Here is a 23,621-nt window from a genome sequence, read left to right as displayed (position 1 = left end):
GGGGCCCGGCGTGTACCTTGGGCGCTTCGATGATGGAGTGATCAATATGATTCAAATCGGTCTGAAAGATCTGCTGAAACAAGCCCCCGAGTCTGGAAAGACAGTTCTGGGGGCATTTATTTTTTCGCCCGACCCGGATATTTCCGCTGTTTACGGATACGCCGGCTTCGATTTCGTCGTCGTTGACATGGAACACGGTGCCAACGATGTGCGCAGTGTCGCTGGACACGTGCGAGCGTGCCAGGCCACGGGTATTCGCCCGATCGTGCGCCTGGGCGTGGCGAATTTCCCGGATGCCGGGCGCTTGCTGGACGCGGGCGCGGCGGGATTCATGCTGCCCCACTACGGCATGTCCTCTTACGGAGCCAATGAGGTCGTGCGTGCCATGTCATATGCCCCCAAGGGCAGCCGCCCGACTTGCACCGGGGTACCTGCCGCGGGGTTCGGTTTGTTGCCATTTGCCGAGGTGGCGCAGGCTTCCAACGAGAACGTCGTGTCCATGGGCCTGATTGAGGATGCCCAGGTAGTCGAGCGGATAGAGTCGATTCTCGATGAGGTGTCTGTCGACTGCCTGATGCCCGGGCCGGCAGATCTTGCAACGTCCATGGGGCTGCATGGGCAATTGCGCCATCCCGACATTCTCGGGGCTATCGAGAAAATCAAATCAGCAGCCGGCAAACGCCGCATACCGGTAGGGCTGTACATCAACGACCCTGCCGAAATAGAAGGCAGTGATCCGGCCGGCGTGGCGTTCTATGTGTATTCGATCGACTACAAGAGCATGGCCAACCATCTGCGCAATGTCCAGGTCACGGCGCACGAGATCTATAAGAAGGCGACCTCGGTTACCCGGTGACCAGCCCATAAATAATTCTTCTAAATACCAAAGGATGGCAGAGATGATTTTCAAGAAAATGAGGATATTGCGCGCCTTGAGCATGCCTGTTGTAGCGGCTGGAACACTCTTGATGGGTTCAACCCCTGCGTGGGCCCAGGCGGATTATCCGTCCAAGCCCGTCACGGTCATTGTGCCGTTCACGGCTGGAGGATCATCGGACATCACGGCGCGCCGTGTCGCCGATTCCATGTCCAGGATCATGGGTCAGCCTATCGTCATCCAGAATCAGCCCAGCGCCGGAGGCATTGTGGGCGTCAACGCCGCCAAGCGGGCTCCACGCGACGGTTACACGCTCGTTGCGGGCACCATCAGTACCCATGCGATCAATGGCGGCCTGTACAAAGACCTTTCTTATGATGCCGTCAACGACTTCACACCCATCAGCCGCATCGGTTCCTTTCCCAATATTCTTGTCGTTCAAAGCAGCCTGAACGTCAAATCGTTGAAAGACCTCATCGCCCTGGCGAAAGCGCGGGCGGAAGCGGGGCAGCCATTGACCTATGCCTCGGGTGGCGTAGGATCGACCTCTCATCTGGGAGGAGAATTGCTGCAGCAGGTTGCCGGCGTGCAACTGACGCACGTTCCGTACAAAGGGGCTGCGGGCGCGCTCAGCGACCTGCTCGGCGGCCGCATCGATCTGATCTTTGGCAATTCCCAGCTTGTGCTGCCTCATATTCAGACAGGGAAGCTGATCCCTTTGGCTGTCACGACGAAAGAACGGTCAAACCTGTTCCCCGATGTACCCACGGTGGCAGAGGTCGGTTTCCCAGAGGCCGAAATGTCTGTGTGGATCGGCCTTTTTGCGCCGGCCGGCATCCCCCCGGCGGTGGCCGACAAGATCAGCGAGATAACGTTGCAGGCGCTCTCCGACCCCGAACTGGTCCGGGATTTCACGGCGGAAGGCGTTTTCATCGAGCAGGACGAAAGCGTGGCCGCATTCCGCCAAGAGCTGATTGCTCAGAACAAGAGATGGAAGGCAGTGATTGACAACGCTGGTATCGCCATGGATGGCGGCTCATGACAGGCGTTATCCGTAGCTAAGAGATTCTGAGGCCCTGGCCGACTCTTCTGAGCAAATGGGCAAGCAGGCGGGTCGCCGGGGACGGCTGCCCGCCTTCGCGTGTGGCGATATAGAACTTTCGGATCGGTGCGGGCGTGATGGGTATGGCATGTATCAGGCCGCTGCGCAGTTCGTCCTGGCAGACCAGGCGTGAGAACACGCTGCAAAGGCCGTGATGCAATACCAGCAGTTTCTGGATGCCGGGACTGTCAACCTCTGCGACCGGGTTCAGGTGTATGCCCTCTTGTTCCGCCAGGGATTCAAGGATCTGCCGGCTGCCCAGTGGCATGAGCGGTAGCGCCAAAGGAAGCTGAGCCAGCTTATCGAAGGTGATGCCGTCCTTGGTCGCGCCCGCCGGAATCGTGCGGCACATCAGGTAGAGTTCTTCTTCATAGAGAAGCTCGGCACTGATTTGCCTGTCGTGGCTTGGGCCGACAATGATGCCCACATCCACTTCCCCGGCCTTGAGCCACTGGTTGATCTGGCGCGCCGGCCCTTCCAGGATGCTGATGTGGGTCTTCTTCAGGTCCGCGGCATATAGGCTAAGTAATGGGGGCAGCAGAAAGCTCGACAACGTGGCGGGAACGGCGAGCCGTGCCTGCCCGGTGGCGCTGTCCCGGAATTCAATGGCCCTGCGCTGGGCCATTGTCAAGGCAGAGAGCAGGGGCTCGGCGCGCAGCAAGAGTTCGTGCCCGTCCGGCGTCAGGGCAATCCCTTGCCGGGATCTTTCCAGCAGCTTGACGCCCAGGTCGTGCTCGAGCGCCAGGATGCTGCGCGTCAATGACGACTGGCTGACTCCAAGCTTCAGTGCCCCTTCGCGCAGCGACTTTTCCTTCGAGATCACACAGAAGTACTTGAGCTGGTTGAGGTCCGGCAGGGTCTTGATTGCTTCGATCGGGATGGTGTCCAGGTCTTTCATCGTCATCGAGGGATAGGGGCAGGACGTTGGCGCCGGCGCGCCTTGGGCAACTGTATACCGCCAACGGCGAATTCCGCGTCGTGATCAGCGCCAGGGCCGATAATGTACTAATTATGTATTTATCGGCTAGGATTTTCCCTATGTATCAGGTAGGCGCTTAACTTATAGGTATAAAATTGTACTTTTAATGTATTTATTCCCATGAAGATCGTTCTTATCGGCTGTGGCGAAGTCGGGCACTGCTACGCGCAAGCCTGGCTGGCCGCCGGGTATTCCGTGCCTGCTGTCTGTGAACTGCGCCAGGACGGGGCCATGCGTGCCCAGGCGCATGCCTACGGTGCAACCTTGCATACCACGCCGGGGTCGTGGCTGGCCGAGGCAGACCTGGTGGTGTCCGCGGTGTACGGCCATGCCGCCCGTGCTGTCGCCGAACAGGCCATCCCCCATATGCGCGGCGATGCGTGGTATGTCGACTTCACCACCGCCAGCGCGGCCGACATGCGCGCCGCGGCCGAGGTGGCGGACAACCATGGCGTGCCGTTCGCCGATGTCGCCATCATGGGGGCCATTGCCTTGCTGGGTGCCCGTACGCCGCTGCTGTGTGCCGGCACGGCCGCGCCGGCCGTCGTCGAGTTTGCGCAAGGCTGCGGTATTCCTGCCCAGGCCATCGCCGGGCAGGCGGGCGACGCGGTGCAGCTCAAGCTGCTGCGCAGCATCCTGACCAAGGGCATGGAAAGCCTGGCTGTCGAGTGCCTGGTGGCGGCCGAGCAGTTGGGCCTGCGCAGTGCGCTGTACGACGTGCTGGGTGACATGGACCGCACCCCGCTGACGACCTTCCTGGACTCTTTCGTGCGCTCGCACGTGCTGCATGCACCGCGCCGGCTGGCCGAGGTGCGCGAGGCACGCGAGCAATTGGTGCAGGCCGGGCTGCAACCGCTGGTGCTCGATGGGGTAGAGCGCCTGTTCGCGCGTACTGCCGATGGTATCGAGACGGCGCGCGCGGCGACCGGCGGGGCGCCGCTCGAGGTGCCCGACACGGTTTCCGCGCGGCTGGCCTGGCTGACGCCGCTGGCGCGGCAATCCTGAATTCCGCCGCGTCGCCGCAATGGGCGTCGCGGCACGCTCGACACACAATCACAACAGGTGAGGAAGACTATGCAAATCCTGAAGCGCATCATGGCGGCCGCCATGCTGGCATCGTGCTCGGCGGCTGCCGGCGCGGCTGACCTGGGCAATGCGCCCATTACCTTCATATCGCCGTTCCCGCCCGGCGGCGGCACCGATACGCTCACGCGCATGATGGCCACGGCCATCGGGCAGGATACCGGCTGGAACATCGTCGTCGAGAACAAGCCCGGCGCGGGCGGCAACCTGGCGCTGGACGCCACCGCGCGGGCGCGGCCCGATGGGCACACGCTGGTCATGGCCCAGACCGACAACATCGTGCTCAATCCCTGGCTGTACAACAAGCTGAGCTACGACACCTTCAAGGACTTCACGCCGGTAGGGCTGGTGGCTTCCTCGCCCAGCGTGTTCGTCGTGCTGCCGGATTCTTCCTTCAAGACCCTGGACGATGTCGTGCGCGCCGCGCAGGCCAAGCCCGGACAGGTATCGCTGGGCATTCCCGGCATCGGGGGCAGCGGCGACCTGATCGGCCACCTGTGGCGCAAGGCCGCCGGCATGGAACTGATGCATGTGCCGTATCGCGGCTGGTCGCAAGCCTTTCCCGATTTGATGAGCGGCCGCATCGACCTGTATACCGGCTCGGTCGCCTCGCTGCTGCCGCAGATCCGCAGCGGCAAGGTACGTGCCCTGGCGGTAGTGGCCGAAGAGCGTTCGCCGGCCCTGCCGGACGTGCCCACGTTTGTGGAAAGCGGCTTCAAGACGATCAACCAGACGATCTGGTGGGGCTTGATGGCGCCGGGCCAGACCCCCGACGATGTCATCGCCACCCTGAATTCGGCGGTCAACCAGGCCCTGGAAAAACCCGAGCTGGTGCAGAAGTTGCAGCAGGCGGGCTATAACGTCATGAAAGGCACACCGCAGGACCTGGGCAAGCGTCATCGCGCCGACCACGACGTGTTCGGCAAGGTCGTGCAAGAAGCCGGAATTCCACGACAATGACTTTCTTTTTCCCTCTATAGGAACATCACCATGATCGGCTTCGAGATCCACGCCCGCCAACGTACTGTCAGCGCCGAACTGATCGAGCAGTTCCGCCGCATTCCGGTGGCCAACATCAGCGACTGCATGTCGCGCATGACGGCGGGCGGTGCGCGGCTGCGCCCCATGCATGACGGCACGCTGCTGGCGGGGCCCGCGCTGACGGTGCGTACGCGTCCTGGCGACAACCTGATGGTGCACAAGGCGCTGAACCTGGCCCAGCCCGGCGATGTGATCGTGGTGGATGCGGGCGGCGACCTGAGCAACGCCATCATTGGCGAAATCATGACCTCGTACGCGGCTTCGCGGGGCATTGCCGGTATCGTCATCAACGGTGCCATTCGCGATTCGGGCACCATCCGCCGCAATGCCTTTCCGGTCTACGCGGCCGGCATCACGCACCGCGGGCCTTACAAGGACGGCCCGGGCGAGATCAATTGCACGGTTGCGCTCGACGGCATGTCGATCGCGCCCGGCGACTTGATCCTGGGCGATGAAGACGGGCTGCTGTGCGTGCCCTACGAACAGGCCGAAGAACTGTACCGGCAGGCCTCTGCCAAGCACGCGGCCGAAGAGCAGACGCTGGCGCAGATCGCCGCCGGCAAGCTCGATACCTCGTGGATCGACGCCCGCTTGCGCGCGCAAGGCTGCACCCTGCCGGGGCAGGCATGACAGCAATGCCGGAACAGCCCCTGGCGCCGTTGCAGGTCGTGCGCCTGGATCTGTGGACAAACCCGGTATTCGACGAGGTCATCGTCCAAGCGCCGGGCCTGGCGCTTTCGGTGCTGCCGGCCACGGCCGGCGATCCGGCCACCTGGGCCGGGTTGGCGCGGGCCCAGGCCTATCATGTGTCGGCCGCCAAGGATGAGCTGCCGTGCTGCTGGCGGGTCAATGAGGCACTGCTGGCGCGCTGCCCCGGCCTGCTGTGCGTGTCGTCCGGCGGCGCCGGCTACGATACCATCGATGTGGCGGCGTGCACGCGCGCCGGCGTGGCCGTGGTCAACCAGGCGGGCGCCAATGCGGCGTCGGTGGCCGAGATGACATTCGCCATGCTGCTGGCGCTGGTCAAGCGCCTGGCGGCATCTGGCGCCGCATTGCGCAACGGCACCGCGGCCAGCCGCGAGGCGCTCATGGGCAACGAGATCGAAGGGCGCGTGCTGGGCATTGTCGGCCTGGGGGCCATCGGCCGCCGCGTCGCGCGCATTGCCGCGGGCTTTGGCATGCGGTCCATTGCCTACGATCCGCTGCTGGCGCCCGACGAGATCCGTGTGCGTGGCGCCGAACCGGTCGAGTTCGCTGATCTGTTGCAACAGGCCGATGTGGTCAGCCTGCATTGCCCGCTGGATGCCGCCACGCGCGGCATGATGGACGCCGAGGCTTATGCGCGCATGAAAGCGGGCAGCTTGTTCCTGTCGACCGCACGCGGCGGTATCCACGATGAAACCGCCCTGCAACAGGCCCTGGAAAGCGGCCACCTGGCCGGCGCCGGGCTCGATGTGTGGCAGGTAGAACCGCCCGCGCCGGCGCATCCGCTGTTGCGCCGCGAGGACGTCGTGGTCGCGTTCCATACCGGCGGGGTCACGCACGAGGGGCGCCGCAAGGTTGCAGAGGGGTCGGCCCGGCAGATTGCCGCCGTGCTGGCCGGCGAGCGGCCGCCGCAATTGCTCAACCCCGAGGTCTGGCCGCGCTTGCTGCAGCGCCTGGCTGACACCCGCATGGCCCGGGCGGCCTGAGGGCGGGGGCGGCCCGCAACAGGCGGCTGCTCAGCAAGAGTGGCCGGTGCCGGCGCTGGGCTTGCGCTGGTTGCGAAACAGGCGGTGCGTGGCCGCCAGGTGAAAGCGCATCGCGGTCTCGGCGAAATCGGGATCGCGTGCGCGCAGGGCCGCGATGATCTGGCGATGCTGTTCGACACTGTGCAGCATGTCGTCGCGGCTGTAGAAATAGAACGAACCGATGATGATCGGCAGGTCCAGCAGGTTTTCCACCAGCGAGCGTACGCGCGCCGATTGCGCGGCCGCCAGCAGTGCGTGGTGGAAGCGGTTGTTGTAGTGCTGGACCTGCGCGACGTGGTCGGCATCGTCGGACTGCACCGCGCGCAGCATGTGTTCGTTGATTTGCTCGAGCTCGTCGACCTGCTCGCCACTGGCGCGGCTGGCGGCCGCGCGCGCCGCATACGGTTCGAGCAGCAGGCGCAATTCGAAGGCTTCGGTGATGTCGCGGTCGAGCCACCCCAGCACCACGGCGCCACGCCGTCCCTCGCGCGCGACCAGGCCATCTTCGACCAGCCGTTCGATGGCGCCGCGCACCGGCGTGCGGCTGACGGCCAGTTCGCTGGCGATGTGCTCTTCGCGCAGCCGCTCGCCGGGCAGGAAGGCGCCCGACATCAAGCGCCGGCGCAGTTCTCCGTATACCAGGTCGCGCGCGCTAGGCATGCAGCCCCGCCCTTGCCGTGAATCGCTTCGTATGGTCTTTCATCTTCTGGCTCGCCATGAATATGCCGATTATGACCCGAGCCGGCGTACAGGCAAGTGTTCATGCCTTGCGGTCAGCGGCGCGGCATGCGCCGCTACGGCGCCAGGCCGCTGAGGATCTCGGACGCGCTTTCGCGCAGGTGCCAGTCGGCATAGGCTTCGCTGCTCAGCTGGCTGGACAGTTCGGCGGCGCAATGCTGCAGCACCTCTACCTGGACCCGGCGGGGCGGGTTCGGAATATTCTGGATCGACCCCACGACGGCCAGCGCGCCCGCCAGCTGATCGCCATTGCGGAAGATGGGGACGGCGATGGTGTTCACGCCTATCATCATTTCGCCGTCGGAGACCTCGTAGAACTGGCGCCGGATCATGTCCAGGCGCTGGCGGATGCGGGCCGGATCGGTCAGCGACAGGCTGGTCTCGGGCTGCAATGACTGGGCCAGGCGGGCCTCGATCACGGGCTTGGGCTGGAATGCCAGCGTCAGCCGCCCCAATGCCGAGCAATGGGGCAGGGGCCGGTTGCCCGGCTTCACGGTGATCAGGATGCGGCCGTAGATGTTCTCGACCGTGGCGATCACCATGGGCGTGCCGTTGATGGGTACCGCCAGCACCGCGGTTTCTTTCAGCGCATCACGTATGCGCACCATGTAAGGCTCGGCCCGCGCGCGCAGGTCGAACTGGTTGCCCGCCGCTTCGCCAAGCTGGAATACGCGCCATCCCAGGTGGTAGCGGTCGGTGGTGCGTTCCTGTTCTATCAGGCCCATTTCTTTCAGGGTGGAAAGATGGCGGTGGATGCGGGGCTTGGTCTCGCCCAGCGCGTCTGCCAGCTCGGTCACGCCCATGGGCCGCTGCTGCAGCGCCAGTTCGTCGAGCACGCGCACGGCCACCTTCACGGCTTCCACGGAATTGGGGTTTTTTTCGGTCATGGGGCGGTTCGGGCCGGTATTCAACAGGGGATAGACGGGATTCTGACGCATTCGGGCTCCGAACCGGGCATAGTGCCCAGGCATGTGCTGCATTGTTACGTATGTCGATATCGAATTTTCTCTAGCGTAACGTTAAATGATTAGTTATGCTTGTTGAAATAGAATTTCGCTTGTCGATATACGCGTGCTGTGCAGGCAAGCGGCCGGCAGGCATTACTTCAAGAGGCATTTCTGCATGTCCGTGCGTGTTGATTGCGACCTGCTCACGGGTTACCTGGGCAGCGGCAAGACGACGTTGCTGAACGCGTGGCTGCGTTCGCCGCTGTCGGCGGGCACGGCCGTGGTGGTCAATGAAGTCGGCGATATCGGCATCGACCAACTGGTGCTGGCGCAGGTTACCGACAACGTCATGTTGCTGGAATCCGGGTGCCTGTGCTGCACCTTGAGCGGCACCCTGCGGGAAACCCTGCTGGACGTATGCGCCACCGCCCGGACCCGCGGCACCCCGCTGTCGCGCATCGTGGTGGAAACCACCGGATTGGCCGAACCGCTACCCATCCTGCATTCGCTGCTGGGCGACAAGATCCTGGCCGACAGCATCGCGCTGAACCAGGTGATCGTGACCGTCGATGGCCAGCAAGGCCTGCGGCAGTTGGCCACGCAGCCCGAATCCGTACGGCAACTGGCCGCGGCCGAATGTGTCGTGATCACCAAGGCAGACCTGGCGCCGCCGGACGATCTGCGCCGCTTGCGGCAGGCCGTCGTCTCGATGAACCCCACCGCGGTGCTGCGCGAGTCGGTGGCAGGCAATGCGGCCGATGCCACCTTCACGGCCGCGGCTGGCGGCCCGCAAAGGCAGGCCGTGCACGCCGCCATGGCCGCTACCCGCGCCGAACCGCATAGCCATGACCACCACGCCCACGATGCGCACGATGCCCACGGCGACGGCCACGCGCATTCGCTGTTCCATTCACGCGTGAGCACCTTGGGTTTCTACATCGATCATCTGATTCCATGGCCCGGCCTGGCGGCCTGGTGGCACCTGGTGTCGAACCACTACGGCGACAACCTGCTGCGCGGCAAGGGGCTGCTGCGCATGCAGGACCCCGTACGCCCATTCGTTTTCATGCAAACCGTGGGCAAGGTCTTTCACCCGCCCGGCCCCGTCGACACCTGGCCCGACCCCGACCCCCGTTCGCGCCTGGTGTGCATCGGGGTGGACCTGGACCCCGCCTGGCTGGAACAAAGCCTGGCGGCGTTGCGGATCGATGAACCCGGTTTCCTTCCGGCCACGCTGGCCGAACTTTCCAGTTTTGTTCCCACCCATTCGGAGTAGCTCTGATGTCCCATGATTTCGTCTTGCGCGGCGGCACTGTCGTCGACGCGCAGAATGAAGGACGCCCTTTGGACCTGCTGATCCAGGACGGTCGCATCGCCGCGCATCTGGCCCCCGGCACCCCGGTAGGGTCGGGGGCGCCCGAGATGTCCGCGCACGGCCTGCATGTGTTCGCGGGCCTGATCGACGCGCATATCCACTTTGGCTTCGGCGAGAAAATCACCGAGTACGAAACCGAGACGGTGTATGCGGCGCAGGGCGGCTTCACGACGGTGCTGGGCTATTTCCTGAATAACGAAGGCTATACCGACGTCTATCGCCGCGAGCAGGAATACGCGCGCACGCGCGCCCATGTCGACTACGGCTTTCACTTCAGCGTGGCCAACGAGATGCACGTGCGCGAACTGGCCGAGTACGTGGAAAAGTACGGTGTGACCTCGTTCAAGTACTTCATGAATTTCAAGGGCGAAGAGGGCCGCTACCTGGGGCTGGACGGCACCGACGATGGCTACTTCTACGATCTGCTTGCGCAGGCGGCGAAGCTGGGCGATGTGAAGGTGGTGTGCCACACCGAGAACATCGAGATCGTCAACCGGTTGCGCAAACGCCTGCAGGCCGAAGGACGCGACACCCTGAAGGATTGGTCGGCCTGCAAGCCGGCGTTTACAGAGGCCGAGAGCTGCGTGCGCGCGATGATGTTCGCCGAGCACCTGAATGCCCGTATTTATATTCCGCACTTGAGCACGCGCATGGCGCTGGACGAAGTGCGCCGGTGGCGCCAGCGCTACGAGCACGTCTATGTGGAAACCTGCCCGCACTACCTGACGCACGACGAGAACGCCGATATCGGGCCGCTGGGCAAGGCCAACCCGCCGTTTCGTTCCGACGACGACGTGCAGGCCATGTGGGAAGGCTTGCGTGACGGCAGCATCGACGTGGTGGCATCCGATCACGTGCCGCGCAAGAAATCGACCAAAGAGCGTCCGATGTGGCTGGCATCGCAGGGTTTCCCGGGCACGGCCACGATTCTGCCGGTGCTGCTGTCCGAGGGCTACCACAAAGGGCGCCTGGGGCTGTCGCGCATTGCCGACCTGCTGACGCGCCGCCCCGCGCAGATCTTCAACCTGGACCCCGACAAGGGGTCGCTGCAAGTGGGCGCCCATGCCGACCTTACGTTGGTGGACCTGGACAAGGTGCGCACCGTGAACGCGCAGGAGCTCGGGTCGTACTCGGACTACAGCCTGTACGACGGCTGGAGCCTGAAAGGCTGGCCGGTACGCACCATCGTGCGCGGGGAAACGGTCATGCAGGACGGCAAGATCGTCGGCAAGCCCGGTCATGGCAAGTATCTGTCACGTGAATTGAAATCGAATTGAAGGAAACCGCAATGAAACCCTGGGACAACATCATCAGCGAGGATGAGCAGCGCGCCTACCGGGCGGCGGGTTTTGGCCGGCCGTCGGGGCTGGGCGTGCGCCCGGCCCTGTTGATCATCGACGTGCAATACCGGACGGTGGGCACCACGCCGCAGCCTTTCTGGGAAGCGATCAAGGAATTCCCCACCAGTTGCGGCGAAACCGGTTGGCACGCGGTGGCGAACATCCAGAAGCTGCTGGCCGTCTTCAGGGCCAAGAACTGGCCCGTGCTGTATCCGCACGTGGCGCCGAAGAAGGCGGCCGAGGGCGGCCGCCTGGCCGAGAAGGTGCCCGCCATCATGAACATTCCGGCCCACGGCTACGATTTCGTGAAAGAAGTGGCGCCGCGCGACGGCGATGTCCTGCTGCCCAAGAAGCACCCCAGCGCGTTCTTCGGCACCGCGCTGGCCAGCCACCTGATCGACCTGCAGGCCGACACCCTGATCGTCACGGGCTGCACCACCAGCGGTTGCGTGCGCGGCAGCGTGGTGGATGCCTTTTCGCTGAACTTCAAAGTGATGGTGCCCCAGGACGCGGTGTATGACCGCAGCCAGGTATCGCACGCGGTCAACCTGTTCGACATGTCCGAAAAATACGCCGATGTCGGAACTACCGAATCGGTCATTGCCAGCCTGCAGAAAGTCGGCGGCTAAGTTGTCCACACAATCGCAAGGGGAATGACATGAAACAAGTTCGCAGAAACCTCGTGGCCGCGCTGGCGCTGGCCGCCGCGTGCACTGGATGGTCCGGCACTGCCATGGCGCAGCCCGCCGCCAAGACACCCCTGAAGTTCGGCCTGGCCATGCCGCTGACCGGTTCGCAGGCGCTGTTCGGCGCCGACCAGGCCAAGGCCGCGCAATGGGCGGTACAGGACATCAACGCGAAGGGCGGGGTCGACGGACATCCGCTCGAGATGATCCTGCTGGATACCCAGGCCGATCCGCGGCTGGGGATCAACGCGGTGAACCGCCTGGTGAACGTGGATAAAGTGCCGGTGTTCGGCACTGCCTGGAGCGCCGTGGTCAAGGCCGTTGCGCCGATCGCCAATCGCAGTGAAGTGCTGGGCCTGAGCGTGGGAGCGAATTCGCCCGAGATCGCCAAGCTGGGCGACTACATCTACACCACCTACCCGCTGGCGGACGTGGACGTCGTCGCGCAGGCAAGATACGCACGCGACACGCTGAAGAAGGAGCGGGCCGCCGTGCTGTATATCCACAACGACAGCGGGGTGGAAGGCGCCAAGATCTACCGTGAAGCGTTCCAGCAGATGGGCGGCAAGGTAGTGGCCTATGAAGCCTACGATGCGCAATCGACCGATTACACGGGGGCGCTGCTGAAGGTGCGGACATCGAACCCCGACATCATCCACGTGCAGGGGCTGGTTTCCGACCTGCCGCAAGTGATTGCCCAACTGCGCCAGCTGGGTATCAAGCAGCCGATCTCCACCTACTCGGCGGGCTACAACCCCAAGGTCATACAGCAACTGGGGGCGGCCGCCGAGGGCCTGCTGGTCTCGGCGCTGGCGCCGTCGGCCGAGCAGAATCCGGAAATCGCCGAATTCGTCGAGCGCTGGAAAAAGACCGAGGGCCGCATCCCCAACGGGCTGCCGTATACCCAATACCTGTATGACATGCCCTACCTGATCAGCGACCTGTACAGCCATCTGCTGAAAACCGGCCAGCCGCTGTCGGGGGCGAACATGCGCAAGGCACTGGTCGATATCGCCGAATTCGACCTGCCCATGACGGGCAAGCTGCTGGTCAGTCCCGACCATCGGGTGAAGAAGCCGGTGTACCTGTTCGAGGTCAAGAACGGTGCGTTCACGCCGGTAGCCACGGTCGAGTAAACGCGCCCATCGCGTCTTCAAGAGGCGGCCCTGGCCGCCTTGCTAGGAGCAGGAATGCTGGATTTCCAGACCCTATTGCAGATCTTCTGGACCGGCCTGGCCAACTCGACCTATGCGGTGCTGCTGGCGGCGGCCTTCGCATTGGTGCTGAAGGTGGTGAAGGTATGGAACTTCGCCCAGGCCGGACTGATGGGGATTGCCTACTACACGATGTACCTGGCCATACAGAAACTGGGCTGGCCGGGCTACGCCGCGTTCGCGCTGGGCGCGGCCGCGGCCATCGCCGCGGCACTGGCCATGGAGGTATACGGATTGCAGACGTTCCGCCGCCGCCATTCGCCGCCGCTGACCTTCTTCATCTTCACCTTGGTGTTGTCCGAACTGGTGCAGTACCTGCTGGCCATGGTTGCCGGCACCGAGCCGGTGTCGCTGGCGGCGACCATCATGTCGGCCTCGTATATCGTGGGTGGGGTGGTGGTCAGCGAATGGGACTTGAAGGCCATTGCATTCACGGTGGTCTTGATGGCGCTGCTGTTCTTCGTCATGAAGCGCACGCGCCACGGGCAGTACATGATCGCGGCAGCCGACAACCCGCACCTGAGCCGGTTGTACGGGGTGAATGTCAGGCGGGTCTATGCGCTGACGTTCGTGATTGCGGCGGTGCTGATCGCCGCCGGCATGTACCTGTTCGGCACGCGGGCGTCGATGGTGCCCAACACGCCCCTGGAAATGATGCTGTTCGCGGTTATCGCAGCCTTGCTGGGCGGCATGGGCAATGTGTTCGGAGCGGCCATCGCGGCCGTGTTCCTGGGGTTGCTGCGCGCCTTCAGCATCCTGGTCATTCCGTCTGCCTGGCAAAGCCTGATCCTGTATGCGCTGCTGTTCATCACGATCCTGTTCTTCCCGCAAGGGGTGCGCCTGGCACGCCGGCGGCGCGGGAAACCCGCGGCCACGTCGGCCGCGGCGGGCACCTGATACGCGGATCGGAGTCACTCATGGAATATGTAGCTTCTTTACTGGTGCTGATCGGGCTGTACGTGATTCTGGCGTCCAGCTTCAACCTGATCATCGGCTTCGGCGGGCTGATCAGCATCGCACATCCGATCTTCTTCGCGCTGGGCGCCTATACCGTGGGGGTCTTGAGCACGCAGTTCGGCCTGCACCCCGTGCTTAGCGTCGCGGCGGGCTTCGTGGTGGCCATGCTGGCCTCGTTCATGCTGTCGCTTCCGTCCTTGCGCATTTCCGGCGATTACCTGTTGATCACCAGCATCGGGTTCCAGCTGGGGCTGCTGGAGATCATCAAGAACCTGGAGTTCGTGGGGGGCGCCAGCGGACTGGGCGGCATACCCAATGTGGTGCAGGAACACCGCAGCCAGGTGTTCGCGGCGGTAGCGCTGGGCCTGGCCGTGCTGGTGGTGGTGGCGCTGCGGGCCCTGGTGCGCGGGCCGTACGGCCGGGCGATCCAGGCCATGCGCGATGACGAACTGGCGTTTCGGGCGCTGGGCCGCAATGCCATGAACATCAAGATCGCCATCTTCGCGGTAGGCTCGGGCGTGGCCGGCGTGGCGGGCGGGCTGTATGCCTACTACTACCAATACCTGACGCCCGATCAGTTCCAGATCTTGCAGTCGGCCATGATCCTGACCATGGTCGTGGTGGGGGGGATGGGGTCGGTCTACGGGCCGGTGGTGGGCGCGGTGTTGCTGTTGCTGCTGCCGGAAGCGATTACCTTCCTGAACCTGCCGTCTTCCGTCATGGGGCCGCTGCAGGGGGTGATCTTCACGTCGCTGGTGATCCTGTTCCTGTTCTTGCGGCCGCAGGGGCTGGTGCCCTCGAGCAAGCGTGTCTCGGCCGGGGGCAACCATGAATAGCGTGCTGAGCCTGCAAGGCGTATGCAAGCGCTTCGGCGGCGTGGTGGTGGCCGACCAGATCACGCTGGAACTCAAGGCCGGCGAGATCCTGGGCCTGATCGGGCCGAACGGGGCGGGCAAGACGTCGCTGTTCAACCTGATATCGGGCGTATTTCCGGCCGATAGCGGATCCATCTTGCTCGACGGGCGGGCGTTGTCGGGCATGCCGCTGTATGCGCGGGCGCGTGCCGGCGTTGCGCGTACCTGGCAGCACATGCGCCTGTTCGGTTCGTTGAGCGTGCTGGAAAACCTGCTGGTGGCGGCCACCGACTACCCGGGCGAATCGCTATGGCGGCTGCTGACGGCGGGTGCCGCCATACGGCGCGCCGAGCAGCAGTCTCGCGAGCGAGCCATGCGGATCTTGCAGCGCATGAAACTGTCGGCGCTGGCCGATGCCAACGTCAACGACATCACGTTCGGGCAGCAAAAGCTGGTGGGCCTGGCGCGCGCGTTGATGAGCCAGGGGCCGCTGTTGTTGCTGGATGAGCCGATGGCGGGCGTCGAGGGCATGGCCTACGAGACGATGCGCGAGATCGTTCGCGAAGAGGCCGCGTCGGGGCGGGCCGTGTGCGTGGTAGAGCACAACGTGTCGTTCATTCGCGATCTGTGCAACAGCGCCGTGTTCATGGCGCAAGGCCGGATCCTGGAACGCGGCGACGTGGCCACGCTGCTGCAAAGCAAGACGCTGGCCGACCTGTACTTCGGCCAATGACCGCCGCCACCGGGGACATCGAATGCTGGAACTGAAAGACCTCAACGTGCACTATGGCAAGCTGCATGTGTTGCACGACCTGTCGATCCAGGTGCCCGATGGGCAGCGCGTCGGCATATTCGGCCATAACGGCGCGGGCAAGACGACCCTGCTCAAGGCCTGCATGGGCGACCTGGAGCGCGTGCAGGGCAGCGTGCAGTATCGCGGCCAGGTGGTGCGCGCCAATGAAGTGCACGTGAACGTGACTTATGGCATGGCGTTCGTGCCCCAGGGCAACAATGTCTTTCGCGACCTGCAGGTGCAGCAGAACCTGAATATCGCCGGCATGCGCCACGACCTGGCGGCGCGCAAGCGGGCCTTTGACGAAGTCCATGCCTTGTTCCCGCTGCTGGCCGAACGCAGCGAGCAAGTGGCCGGCTCGCTCAGCGGCGGGCAGCAGCAGATGCTGGCCCTGGGCATGGCCCTGATGACGCAGCCTTCGATCCTGCTGCTCGACGAGCCCACCATCGGCCTGGCACCCGTGATCGTGCGCGATGTGCTGGCAAGCATCAGCGAGATCAACCGCAGCCGCAAGACCACGATCGTGATCGTGGAACAGAATGTGCAAGCCACGCTGCAGAATGTCGAGCGAGCCATCGTGATCAAGTCGGGGCGCGTGATCTACGACGGCGCCAGTGCCGACCTGCTTGGCCAGGAGAGCCTATGGGACCTGTTCTGAACCCTGATCCCGCGGCGGACGCGGCGGCCCGGCAGGCGGCGGCGGACGCCTTCGCGGCCTGCGTGCGGCGGGTGGTTGCCGCGCAATGGCAAGACCTTGCCGCACCGGTACGCCGGCGCGCCGCCATGATCGTGGCCGACGATGTGTCCGCGGCGTTCAGCGCGCTGGACGAGCCGCAAGTCGCGCAGGCCCGGCAGGTCATGCTGGCGCGGCCGCCGCAGGGCGGCGCGTCGCTGCTTGCTCCGCATGCGCCAGGCGTCGGCCCCTATGCCGCCGCTACGCAGAATGCCCTGGCGATGGGCTGGAACGAACTGGACGAGGGCTATCGCAAGGCAGTGTGCCATGGCGGCCTGTACGTGCTGCCGGCCTTGATGGCCACGGCCGAACAAGAGCGCGCGAGCGCCAGCGACGTGCTGCACGCGCTGGTGCTGGCCTACGAACTGGTCACGCGCGTGGCGCGCGCGTGGCGTTTCACGCCCATGCGCATTCATCCGCACGCCCTGTTGGCGCCGGTGGGAGCCGCCGCCGGCGTCGCCATCTTGCGCCGCTTGCCGCCCGACACCGTGCTGAGTGCGGTGGCGGGTGCCTGCTCGATGGGCATGGCCGGCCCATTCAACCAGGCACTGCAAGGGGTGCTGGTTCGCAATGCCTGGGCCGCGCAGGGGGCAGCCATGGGCATGCTGGCGGTCGAGCAGGCGCAAGCCGGCATAGGCGGCAGTGCCTGTACGCCGTACGACGTCTACGTCACCGCCCTGGGCGCCGCCACCGACCTGGCGGCATTTCACGACGAGGGCGAATGGGCGGTGGCGTATGGCTACCAGAAGATCAACGCCTGCTGCCAGTACGCCCACTCTGCCATCGAGGCGGTGCAGGCGCTGATTGCCGGCGATGCGTCTTTGCTGGGCGGTGACCGCGTTACCGCGATTCGGGTTCTGGCGCATCCGTTGGCCCATGGCCTGGACAACCGCGAACCGACCACGACGCTGGGAGCGAAGTTCTCGCTGCCGCACGCCGTGGCGGCGGCCGTCGTGCATGGGCATGGCGGCGCCACGGCCTTCGACAGCGCGTCGTTGGCTGATCCGCGCATTGCGCGGCTGCGCCGCCTGGTGTCGCTGCAGCCATTTCCCGATCCCAGGCCCTGGCCCCTGGACCGCCCCGCGACGGTGGCACTTGAGACAGCGGATGGCACGCTGGAACAGACGTGCTGGAGCGCGCGCGGCGGGCCGGACCAGCCCTTCGACGACCAGGATGTCTGGTCCAAGATCGAGTCGCTATGCCGTGGACAGGCCCCCCAGGCGCCGCGCGTCCTGCATGCCTTGGTCGACATGGCCGCCGGCCAGGCCCAGGTGCCCCCGGGCGTGCCGCCCTTGCATGGCCCATGGCACGAATGGATGCAGGCACTTACCGCCGCCTGAGCGGCAGGCCGCGCCAGGCGCGGTACCGATGAACCGCCTTGGCACGGCCAGGGCAAGCGGAAGGAACCAGTGATGCAAGCAGTCATCGAGCGGCACGACCCCGGCACCGAATGGGATATGGAGGTGGATGTACTGGTGGTGGGGGCCGGCGCTTGCGGCCTGGCTGCCGCCATCGCGGCACATGACAAGGGTGCCGGCGTGGCCATCCTGGAAAAGCGCGAGCGCCCCGGGGGCAATTCTTCGCTGAGCACGGGATCGGTGCCGGGCGCCGGCAGCCGCTTTCAGCGCGAGGCAGGCATCGCCGACTCGGCCGACCATATGGTTGCCGACCTGGAGCGCATGGCCGGCCACAGTGAGCTGCCTGCGTTGACGCGCCGCATGGCCGCGCTATCGGCCAGCCTGTGCGAATGGCTGGTCGACACCGTGGGTGCCCGCATGGCGCTGATTACCGACTACTGCCACGTAGGTCACACCGTGCCGCGCCTGCATGCGCCGGTGTCGCGGCGGGGACAGGATCTGGTGGACGATTTGCTGGCCGCGGTTGGCCGCCGCGACATCCCCCTGGCCGTGAACAATGCCGTGTCCACCCTGTATGTGGACGATGGCGGCGCGATCGTCGGCGCGGCGGTGACGGGGCCCGGCATCGAGACATCGCGCATCGGCGCCCGCGGGGTGATCCTGGCCACCAATGGATTTGCCGCCAACCGCGAACTGGTGCGAACGTACTGCACCGAGATCGCGGGTGCCGAGTACTTCGGCGCGCTGGGCAGCGAGGGCGAGGCCGTGCTCTGGGGCCGGCAGCTGGGCGCGCGGCTGGCGAACATGCAGGCCTACCAGGGTTATGCGGCGGTGGCCTATCCGCATGGATCGCTGCTGTCGTGGACCACGATAGAGAAGGGCGGCATTCTGGTGAATGCGGCCGGCCAGCGCTTCGGCAACGAAGACCTGGGCTATTCGGGCTATGCAAAGCGGGTGTTGGGCCAGGCAGGCCCGGTGTATGCCATTTTCGACGACCGGATCAAGGCCCTGGCGAGCAAAGAAGAAGAATTCCAGGAACTGGTCGACCACAACGGCGTGAAGGGCAGCGACAGCGTGGCGGGGCTGGCCGCCATTTTCGAACTGCCGCAAGCGGCGCTGGCGCGCACGCTGGCCGATTACAACCAGGCGGCCGGCGCCGAGGGCGCCAGCGCCGATCCGCAAGGGCGCAGGCATTTCGGCATGGCGCCGCTGACGGGAAAACTGTGGATCTGCCGGGTGACGCCGGGCCTGTTCCACACCCAGGGCGGGTTGGCGGTCGACGCGGCCGGCCGGGTGTTGCGTGACGACGGTTCGGCCATCGCCGGGCTGTATGCCGGCGGCGGCGCGGCGGCGGGCATCAGCGGCAGTTCGGGCGCCGAGGGCTATTGTTCGGGCAATGGCCTGCTGACGGCTATCGGCCTGGGCTACCTGGCCGGCCGCGCGGCCGCGGAGCCGCGGGCATGAGCGCCAGCCAGCCCGCCGCAGTGCGCATGGCGGTCTTCCTGCATGGCCTGTCGCTGCGCGATGTTCCGCACGATGTGCAGCAACTGGCCCGCCTGCACCTGGCCGATGCGATCGGCGTGGGGCTGGCCGCGTCCAGCGTGCCGGCGCACCGTGCCTTCCTGGCGAAGCTGCTGGCCCAGTTTCCCGCGCCGGGCAAGGCCGCGGTGCTGGGCATGGGTATCTCCGCGCCCGCCACGGTGGCGGCCTTGGCCAACGGCGCATCCATGCACTCGCTGGAGTACGACGATACGCATATGGGCTCGATCGTGCATGGCAGTTCGGTCATCGTGCCGCCGGTGTTGGCGGTGGCGCAGGAACTGGATCTGGGCCTGCCCGAGGTCGTGCGGCTGACCGTGGCCGGCTGGGAACTGCTGGTGCGTGTCGGACAGGCGGCGGCTGGCGCGTTCCAGCGCCGCGGCTTCCAGGTCACGTCGGTGGGCGGCGCCGTCGTGGCGGCCATGCTGGCGGCTGCCGCGCGCGGCGCGCCGGCCGACATCGTGGCGCGCGCCGGCGGTATCGCGGGTAGCCAGGCCAGCGGCATATTCGAATTCTTGAGCGATGGCTCCAACGTCAAGGCGCTGCACCCGGGCTGGGCCGCGCATGCGGGCCTATGGGCCGCCGGCCTGGCCATGGCCGGCATGACCGGCCCGCTGACGGTGCTGGAAGGCAAGCACGGGATATACGCGGCCTACGCCGACGACCAGGCGGCGGGGGACAGGCTGGCGGCCGGGCTCGACAGCCTGGGGGCCGCCTGGGTCTTGCGCGACGCCGCATTCAAGCTGTATCCCTGCTGCCACTACATTCATCCGTATCTCGAGGCGGCCAACCAATTGCGCGGCGAGGCGCAGGCATTGGGCCGGCGCATCGAATCGGCGCATTGCCGGGTGGCGCACGGCGCTGGCCTGGTCATCGCGCAGCCCTGGGAACGCAAGCAGGCGCCGCGCGATACCAACGACGCCAAGTACAGCCTGCCGTATTGCGTGGCGATGGCCCTGCTGGACCAGCCCATCGATGTCACGGCAATGACCACCGGGCCCCTGAGCGAGCCGGCCCTGCGGCTGGCCGCGCGTATCGGCGTATCCGATTGGCCGGACAGCGGCTTTCCTGAACGCTTCGGTGCAGAATTGTCGGTGACGCTGGACGATGCGACAGTGCTCGCCGCACGCGTCGAGCAGGTGCTGGGCAGCGCCGAGCGGCCGGCCGCGGTGCAGCAGGTGCGCGACAAGTTCCTGCGCAACGCCGGCCTTGCCACGCCGCAGCCGCAAGCCCTGTGGCAGGCGCTATTGGACGGCGATGTGTTGCCGCCGGCGGCGAATGAGGCAGGGGCAGCGGAAGCGGCAATCAGGTAGCGATCACGGCCACCGTCTGGCCCTCCTGTACCGCTTCCCCTTCTTTCACCAGGATTTCGGCAACGCTGCCCGCATCGATGGCCAGCACCGGGATTTCCATCTTCATCGATTCCACCAGGATGATGACATCGTCGGCCTGCACCGCCGCGCCCGGCCGGGCCTCGATCTTCCATACCGTGCCGGTAACTTCGGCCACCACGTTTATGCGTCCCACGTCGGGTTCTCCTTGGTCTATCGCCAGTAAACAGCCTTGGCCGGCGTCAGGGCCTGGCCAGGTTCAGGTCCAGCAGCAGGCCGCGCGTGGATGCATATTCGGCATCCAGCACTTTCTGCATTTCTTCGTGCCTGGCAAAGCGCGGCCGCCACAACTGGGTTTGCAGGAAGTCGTTCCATTCCTTGCTGGCGGCCACCTTGGCCAGCGCGGTTTCCCAGTACTGCAACTGCGCGGGGCTCATGTTCCTGGGCCCCAGCACTCCTTGCACCGAAGTGGATACCGCATCGATGCCTTGTTCTTTCCAGGTGGGCACCGCCGCTAACTGCCCCGGCAGGCGTTCGGCCGTGGTCACGGCCAACAGGCGGATGGTGCCGGCCTTGTACTGCGACAGGACATTGGGCGACGAGGCGGACACCACGTCGACGTGTCCGCCCAGCAGGGCCGTGATGGATTCGCCAGAAGACTTGTAGGGCACGATGACCAGCTTGGTGATGTCCACGCCCGCCTGCTTCAGCGGCTTGGCGATGGCCAGGTGGATGTGGTTGCCTACCGAGGTGGCCACCGCGATCGACAGCGAGTCGGGTTTCTGCTTCAGTTGGGCGACCAGGTCGTGTACGTTCTTCAAGGGCGAGTCGGCCCGCACCGCGACCAGCATGGACTCTTCCAGCAACAAGGCAATGGGCGTCATCTCGGCGTAGGAAAGCGCATCGGGGTGCAGGACGCGGGCGCTGATCATGCCGGTGCTGAACGTGCCCAGCCAGTGCGAATCGCCCTCGTGCGCGCGCAAGGTCTGCAGGCCCACCGCGCCGCTGCCGCCTGGCTTGTTGGTGATGACCAGGGTCTGGTCCAGTATCTTCTGCTTGTCGAGCAGCCGCTGCAGCTCGCGCGCGGCGGTGTCCAGGGCGGCGCCCGGGCCTGCCGGCACCACGAATTCGATACTGTGCTGCGGCTTCCACGACTGGGCATCGGCGGGCCACCCGAAGGTGGCCGCCACGAATGCCACCCACACCATCAAGCTGCGAAATGAAGCGCTCATCTTGTCTCCTTTGCGGAATTCGGCGCGGGCACCCGGCCCAAGGCCTGGTGGCCGGCGCATCCGTCATTGATGGAATAGCGGAATCTGCTGCGTCGGGATCGGGGCAATGGGAAAAAGCGGAACTAGCGGGCTTTCAGGACCTCCCAGGCATCTTCGACCCAGTCGCACAGCACATCGCGCGTTTCGCGCGGGTCGATGACGTCCAGCATGCCGAACTTCTCGGCCGTGCGAAAGGGCGATGCCAGGCGGTGGTAATAGGCTTCCAGCCGGGCCTGTTCGGTCGCGGGGTCGTCGGCGGCCGCGATATCGTTGCGGTGCGCCGCCGCCACGCCGCCTTCGATGGGTATCGAGCCCCAGCGGGCCGAGGGCCAGGCAAAGCGGTGGTTCAGTTGCGGGAAGTGCTTGGGCGCGTGCAGGCCGCCCGCCATGCCGAAGGCCCGCCGCATGATGATGGACACCCAGGGCACGGTGGATTTTTCGATCGTGGTCAGCACCCGCACGGCCCCCAGCAGCGTGCCGCTGAGTTCGGCCTCGGGGCCGGTGGCGTTGCCAGGCTGGTCTACCAGGTGCACGACGGGCAGGTTGAAGGTCTGGCACAGTTTGACGTGCCGCTCGATTTTCCAGGCCGAGGTGGTGGTCATCGCGCCGCCCGATATGCGGGGGTCGCTGCACAGCACGCCGACCGGATAGCCATGCAGGCGGGCCAGCGCGGTTATGGTCGAGCCACCCTGGTAGCGGCCGATCTCGAACACGCTGTCGCGGTCGAACACCGAGGCCAGTATCTTGCGCGGGTCGTAGATCTTGCGGCGGTCTTTCGGTATGGCGTCTTTCAACCAGTCGTCGGCGCGGCCGGGCGGGTCGTCGGCGGCAATGCGGTCGGCCATCAGGCCCGCATGGCGGGGCAGGTACGACAAGAAGCGCCGCACCTGCGCAAAGGCTTCTTCTTCGCTGGTGGCCTCGTTATGCACCAGCGCGCTGCGGCGATGCACCTGGTAGCCGCCCAGCTCGTTCTTGTCGATATCGATGCCGTAGGCCTGCTTGACTACCGGCGGCCCGGCGGCGAAGACCTGCGCCTGGTCGCGCACCATTACCGAAAAATGGGACATCAGCACCTTGATGGCGCCCAGGCCCGCGCAGGCGCCCAGGGCCACGCCCACCACGGGCACGGCATCGAGCAAAGGCACTACCGGCCAGGTCGGGTACCCGGGGATTTTGCTGGCGCCTTGCTGCTCCAGCAGCTTGACGCTGCCGCCGGCGGTGTCCACCAAGCGCACCAGGGGCATCTTCAGGTCCAGGGCCATGCGTTCGGCGTAGATCCACTTGTCGGAAATCGTGGCTTCCGACGAGCCCGCGCGCAGGGTGTAGTCGTCGGCCGAGATCATGGCCTTGCGGCCTTCGACGCGGCCCGAGCCGATGATGGCGTTGACCGGCGACAGGGACTGGAAGAAGCCGTCGGCATCGTAGCGGCCTTTGCCGGCGATGCGCCCCAGTTCGCGAAACGACCCGGTATCGCATAGCAGCGCGATGCGCTCGCGCGCGTTCAGGCGACCGCGCGCCTTGTGCTTGTCCAGCGCTTGCGGCCCGCCCATGGCGGCAGCCTGTTCACGCCGCAGGGCCAGCTCTTGCCGTTCTGCTTCCCAATCCTGGGCGGCGGGTGCGCCGCGCGTGTCTTCCATGCCTGGTCTCCGTTGGATGCCCGCCGGGACGGTGTC

23 protein-coding genes are annotated in these 23,621 nt (G+C 65.4%); 17 read left to right on the top strand and 6 right to left on the bottom strand.

Annotated elements, in window-relative coordinates:
- The first annotated feature begins 46 nt into the window (after positions 1-46).
- Both KW845_RS16640 and KW845_RS16635 read left to right on the top strand, forming a co-directional pair.
- Positions 47-856 carry an HpcH/HpaI aldolase/citrate lyase family protein gene (locus tag KW845_RS16640; protein ID WP_255592798.1) on the top strand — a complete coding sequence of 270 codons (810 nt, stop codon included), beginning with the start codon at positions 47-49 and terminating at the stop codon, positions 854-856.
- A 43-nt stretch (positions 857-899) separates the two neighbouring features.
- Positions 900-1,919 (top strand): tripartite tricarboxylate transporter substrate binding protein, encoded by a 1,020-nt coding sequence (locus KW845_RS16635; protein ID WP_218370450.1) that lies wholly within the window; start codon positions 900-902, stop codon positions 1,917-1,919.
- A 16-nt stretch (positions 1,920-1,935) separates the two neighbouring features.
- Here the strand turns inward: KW845_RS16635 and KW845_RS16630 are convergent, their stop codons facing one another.
- On the bottom strand, positions 1,936-2,877 hold the full coding sequence (locus tag KW845_RS16630; protein ID WP_218370449.1) for a LysR family transcriptional regulator: 942 nt from the start codon (positions 2,875-2,877) through the stop codon (positions 1,936-1,938).
- Positions 2,878-3,078: 201 nt separating this feature from the next.
- Between KW845_RS16630 and KW845_RS16625 the strand changes: the two genes are divergently transcribed.
- The 4 genes from KW845_RS16625 (at position 3,079) to KW845_RS16610 (ending at position 6,773) form a co-directional block, all read left to right on the top strand.
- On the top strand, positions 3,079-3,963 hold the full coding sequence (locus KW845_RS16625; RefSeq protein WP_218370448.1) for an NAD(P)-dependent oxidoreductase: 885 nt from the start codon (positions 3,079-3,081) through the stop codon (positions 3,961-3,963).
- Positions 3,964-4,032: 69 nt separating this feature from the next.
- On the top strand, positions 4,033-5,001 hold the full coding sequence (locus tag KW845_RS16620; RefSeq protein ID WP_218370447.1) for a tripartite tricarboxylate transporter substrate binding protein: 969 nt from the start codon (positions 4,033-4,035) through the stop codon (positions 4,999-5,001).
- Positions 5,002-5,031: 30 nt separating this feature from the next.
- Positions 5,032-5,712: an RraA family protein gene (locus KW845_RS16615; protein ID WP_218370446.1), complete on the top strand. Its 681-nt coding sequence runs from the start codon at positions 5,032-5,034 to the stop codon at positions 5,710-5,712.
- A complete protein-coding gene (locus KW845_RS16610) occupies positions 5,709-6,773 on the top strand; it encodes a hydroxyacid dehydrogenase (RefSeq protein WP_255592705.1) in 1,065 nt (354 codons plus the stop codon). The genes KW845_RS16615 and KW845_RS16610 overlap by 4 nt, the downstream gene beginning before the upstream one ends.
- Before the next feature lie 30 nt (positions 6,774-6,803).
- Here KW845_RS16610 and KW845_RS16605 read toward each other — a convergent pair whose 3' ends face one another.
- Together KW845_RS16605 and KW845_RS16600 are read right to left on the bottom strand one after the other, a co-directional pair.
- Positions 6,804-7,472: a GntR family transcriptional regulator gene (locus KW845_RS16605; protein WP_218370445.1), complete on the bottom strand. Its 669-nt coding sequence runs from the start codon at positions 7,470-7,472 to the stop codon at positions 6,804-6,806.
- Positions 7,473-7,606: 134 nt separating this feature from the next.
- Positions 7,607-8,488 (bottom strand): IclR family transcriptional regulator, encoded by an 882-nt coding sequence (locus tag KW845_RS16600; RefSeq protein ID WP_218370444.1) that lies wholly within the window; start codon positions 8,486-8,488, stop codon positions 7,607-7,609.
- Between the two features lie 184 nt (positions 8,489-8,672).
- Between KW845_RS16600 and KW845_RS16595 the strand changes: the two genes are divergently transcribed.
- The 11 genes from KW845_RS16595 (at position 8,673) to KW845_RS16545 (ending at position 20,659) form a co-directional block, all read left to right on the top strand.
- Positions 8,673-9,773: a GTP-binding protein gene (locus KW845_RS16595; protein ID WP_218370443.1), complete on the top strand. Its 1,101-nt coding sequence runs from the start codon at positions 8,673-8,675 to the stop codon at positions 9,771-9,773.
- 5 nt (positions 9,774-9,778) lie between these two features.
- Complete coding sequence (locus tag KW845_RS16590) at positions 9,779-11,149, top strand: dihydroorotase family protein (RefSeq protein WP_218370442.1); 1,371 nt, start codon at positions 9,779-9,781, stop codon at positions 11,147-11,149.
- Positions 11,150-11,160: 11 nt separating this feature from the next.
- Positions 11,161-11,841 carry an isochorismatase family protein gene (locus KW845_RS16585; RefSeq protein ID WP_218370441.1) on the top strand — a complete coding sequence of 227 codons (681 nt, stop codon included), beginning with the start codon at positions 11,161-11,163 and terminating at the stop codon, positions 11,839-11,841.
- A gap of 29 nt (positions 11,842-11,870) precedes the next feature.
- On the top strand, positions 11,871-13,034 hold the full coding sequence (locus KW845_RS16580; protein ID WP_218370440.1) for an ABC transporter substrate-binding protein: 1,164 nt from the start codon (positions 11,871-11,873) through the stop codon (positions 13,032-13,034).
- 54 nt (positions 13,035-13,088) lie between these two features.
- Complete coding sequence (locus KW845_RS16575; RefSeq protein ID WP_218370439.1) at positions 13,089-14,009, top strand: branched-chain amino acid ABC transporter permease; 921 nt, start codon at positions 13,089-13,091, stop codon at positions 14,007-14,009.
- 20 nt (positions 14,010-14,029) lie between these two features.
- On the top strand, positions 14,030-14,905 hold the full coding sequence (locus KW845_RS16570; protein ID WP_218370438.1) for a branched-chain amino acid ABC transporter permease: 876 nt from the start codon (positions 14,030-14,032) through the stop codon (positions 14,903-14,905).
- Positions 14,898-15,656, top strand: a complete 759-nt coding sequence (locus tag KW845_RS16565) for an ABC transporter ATP-binding protein (RefSeq protein ID WP_218370437.1) — start codon at positions 14,898-14,900, stop codon at positions 15,654-15,656. The genes KW845_RS16570 and KW845_RS16565 overlap by 8 nt, the downstream gene beginning before the upstream one ends.
- 22 nt (positions 15,657-15,678) lie before the next feature.
- Positions 15,679-16,374: an ABC transporter ATP-binding protein gene (locus KW845_RS16560; protein ID WP_218370436.1), complete on the top strand. Its 696-nt coding sequence runs from the start codon at positions 15,679-15,681 to the stop codon at positions 16,372-16,374.
- On the top strand, positions 16,359-17,789 hold the full coding sequence (locus KW845_RS16555) for an MmgE/PrpD family protein (protein WP_218370435.1): 1,431 nt from the start codon (positions 16,359-16,361) through the stop codon (positions 17,787-17,789). The genes KW845_RS16560 and KW845_RS16555 overlap by 16 nt, the downstream gene beginning before the upstream one ends.
- 72 nt (positions 17,790-17,861) lie before the next feature.
- A complete protein-coding gene (locus KW845_RS16550; RefSeq protein WP_255592704.1) occupies positions 17,862-19,271 on the top strand; it encodes an FAD-binding protein in 1,410 nt (469 codons plus the stop codon).
- Positions 19,268-20,659, top strand: a complete 1,392-nt coding sequence (locus KW845_RS16545) for an MmgE/PrpD family protein (protein WP_218370434.1) — start codon at positions 19,268-19,270, stop codon at positions 20,657-20,659. Before KW845_RS16550 ends, KW845_RS16545 begins: the two co-directional genes overlap by 4 nt.
- Here the strand turns inward: KW845_RS16545 and KW845_RS16540 are convergent.
- From KW845_RS16540 to KW845_RS16530, 3 genes are all read right to left on the bottom strand, one after another.
- Complete coding sequence (locus KW845_RS16540; RefSeq protein WP_370628243.1) at positions 20,652-20,873, bottom strand: biotin/lipoyl-binding carrier protein; 222 nt, start codon at positions 20,871-20,873, stop codon at positions 20,652-20,654. The genes KW845_RS16545 and KW845_RS16540 overlap by 8 nt on opposite strands.
- A 46-nt stretch (positions 20,874-20,919) precedes the next feature.
- Positions 20,920-21,909 carry a tripartite tricarboxylate transporter substrate binding protein gene (locus KW845_RS16535; protein ID WP_218370433.1) on the bottom strand — a complete coding sequence of 330 codons (990 nt, stop codon included), beginning with the start codon at positions 21,907-21,909 and terminating at the stop codon, positions 20,920-20,922.
- A 122-nt stretch (positions 21,910-22,031) separates the two neighbouring features.
- Entirely contained in the window at positions 22,032-23,585 is a 1,554-nt protein-coding gene (locus tag KW845_RS16530) for an acyl-CoA carboxylase subunit beta (RefSeq protein ID WP_218370432.1), read from the bottom strand.
- Positions 23,586-23,621: the final 36 nt, after the last annotated feature.

Source organism: Bordetella sp. BOR01, assembly GCF_019218885.1.
Taxonomy (GTDB): Bacteria; Pseudomonadota; Gammaproteobacteria; order Burkholderiales; family Burkholderiaceae_B; genus Bordetella_A.
The sequence above is the reverse complement of the archived record's forward strand: the minus strand, read 5'-3'. Positions and strand labels throughout refer to the sequence as shown.

Excerpts from the sequence above, each read along its gene's own strand:
- KW845_RS16600 (WP_218370444.1), bottom strand. The coding sequence starts at position 8,488 with ATGCGTCAGAATCCCGTCTATCCCCTGTTGAATACCGGCCCGAACCGC.
- KW845_RS16615 (WP_218370446.1), top strand. The coding sequence starts at position 5,032 with ATGATCGGCTTCGAGATCCACGCCCGCCAACGTACTGTCAGCGCCGAA.
- KW845_RS16605 (WP_218370445.1), bottom strand. The coding sequence starts at position 7,472 with ATGCCTAGCGCGCGCGACCTGGTATACGGAGAACTGCGCCGGCGCTTG.
- KW845_RS16565 (WP_218370437.1), top strand. The coding sequence starts at position 14,898 with ATGAATAGCGTGCTGAGCCTGCAAGGCGTATGCAAGCGCTTCGGCGGC.
- KW845_RS16550 (WP_255592704.1), top strand. The coding sequence starts at position 17,862 with ATGCAAGCAGTCATCGAGCGGCACGACCCCGGCACCGAATGGGATATG.
- KW845_RS16590 (WP_218370442.1), top strand. The coding sequence starts at position 9,779 with ATGTCCCATGATTTCGTCTTGCGCGGCGGCACTGTCGTCGACGCGCAG.
- KW845_RS16545 (WP_218370434.1), top strand. The coding sequence starts at position 19,268 with ATGAGCGCCAGCCAGCCCGCCGCAGTGCGCATGGCGGTCTTCCTGCAT.
- KW845_RS16535 (WP_218370433.1), bottom strand. The coding sequence starts at position 21,909 with ATGAGCGCTTCATTTCGCAGCTTGATGGTGTGGGTGGCATTCGTGGCG.
- KW845_RS16620 (WP_218370447.1), top strand. The coding sequence starts at position 4,033 with ATGCAAATCCTGAAGCGCATCATGGCGGCCGCCATGCTGGCATCGTGC.
- KW845_RS16570 (WP_218370438.1), top strand. The coding sequence starts at position 14,030 with ATGGAATATGTAGCTTCTTTACTGGTGCTGATCGGGCTGTACGTGATT.
- KW845_RS16610 (WP_255592705.1), top strand. The coding sequence starts at position 5,709 with ATGACAGCAATGCCGGAACAGCCCCTGGCGCCGTTGCAGGTCGTGCGC.
- KW845_RS16560 (WP_218370436.1), top strand. The coding sequence starts at position 15,679 with ATGCTGGAACTGAAAGACCTCAACGTGCACTATGGCAAGCTGCATGTG.
- KW845_RS16630 (WP_218370449.1), bottom strand. The coding sequence starts at position 2,877 with ATGAAAGACCTGGACACCATCCCGATCGAAGCAATCAAGACCCTGCCG.
- KW845_RS16575 (WP_218370439.1), top strand. The coding sequence starts at position 13,089 with ATGCTGGATTTCCAGACCCTATTGCAGATCTTCTGGACCGGCCTGGCC.
- KW845_RS16640 (WP_255592798.1), top strand. The coding sequence starts at position 47 with ATGATTCAAATCGGTCTGAAAGATCTGCTGAAACAAGCCCCCGAGTCT.
- KW845_RS16585 (WP_218370441.1), top strand. The coding sequence starts at position 11,161 with ATGAAACCCTGGGACAACATCATCAGCGAGGATGAGCAGCGCGCCTAC.
- KW845_RS16625 (WP_218370448.1), top strand. The coding sequence starts at position 3,079 with ATGAAGATCGTTCTTATCGGCTGTGGCGAAGTCGGGCACTGCTACGCG.
- KW845_RS16530 (WP_218370432.1), bottom strand. The coding sequence starts at position 23,585 with ATGGAAGACACGCGCGGCGCACCCGCCGCCCAGGATTGGGAAGCAGAA.
- KW845_RS16555 (WP_218370435.1), top strand. The coding sequence starts at position 16,359 with ATGGGACCTGTTCTGAACCCTGATCCCGCGGCGGACGCGGCGGCCCGG.
- KW845_RS16635 (WP_218370450.1), top strand. The coding sequence starts at position 900 with ATGATTTTCAAGAAAATGAGGATATTGCGCGCCTTGAGCATGCCTGTT.
- KW845_RS16580 (WP_218370440.1), top strand. The coding sequence starts at position 11,871 with ATGAAACAAGTTCGCAGAAACCTCGTGGCCGCGCTGGCGCTGGCCGCC.
- KW845_RS16595 (WP_218370443.1), top strand. The coding sequence starts at position 8,673 with ATGTCCGTGCGTGTTGATTGCGACCTGCTCACGGGTTACCTGGGCAGC.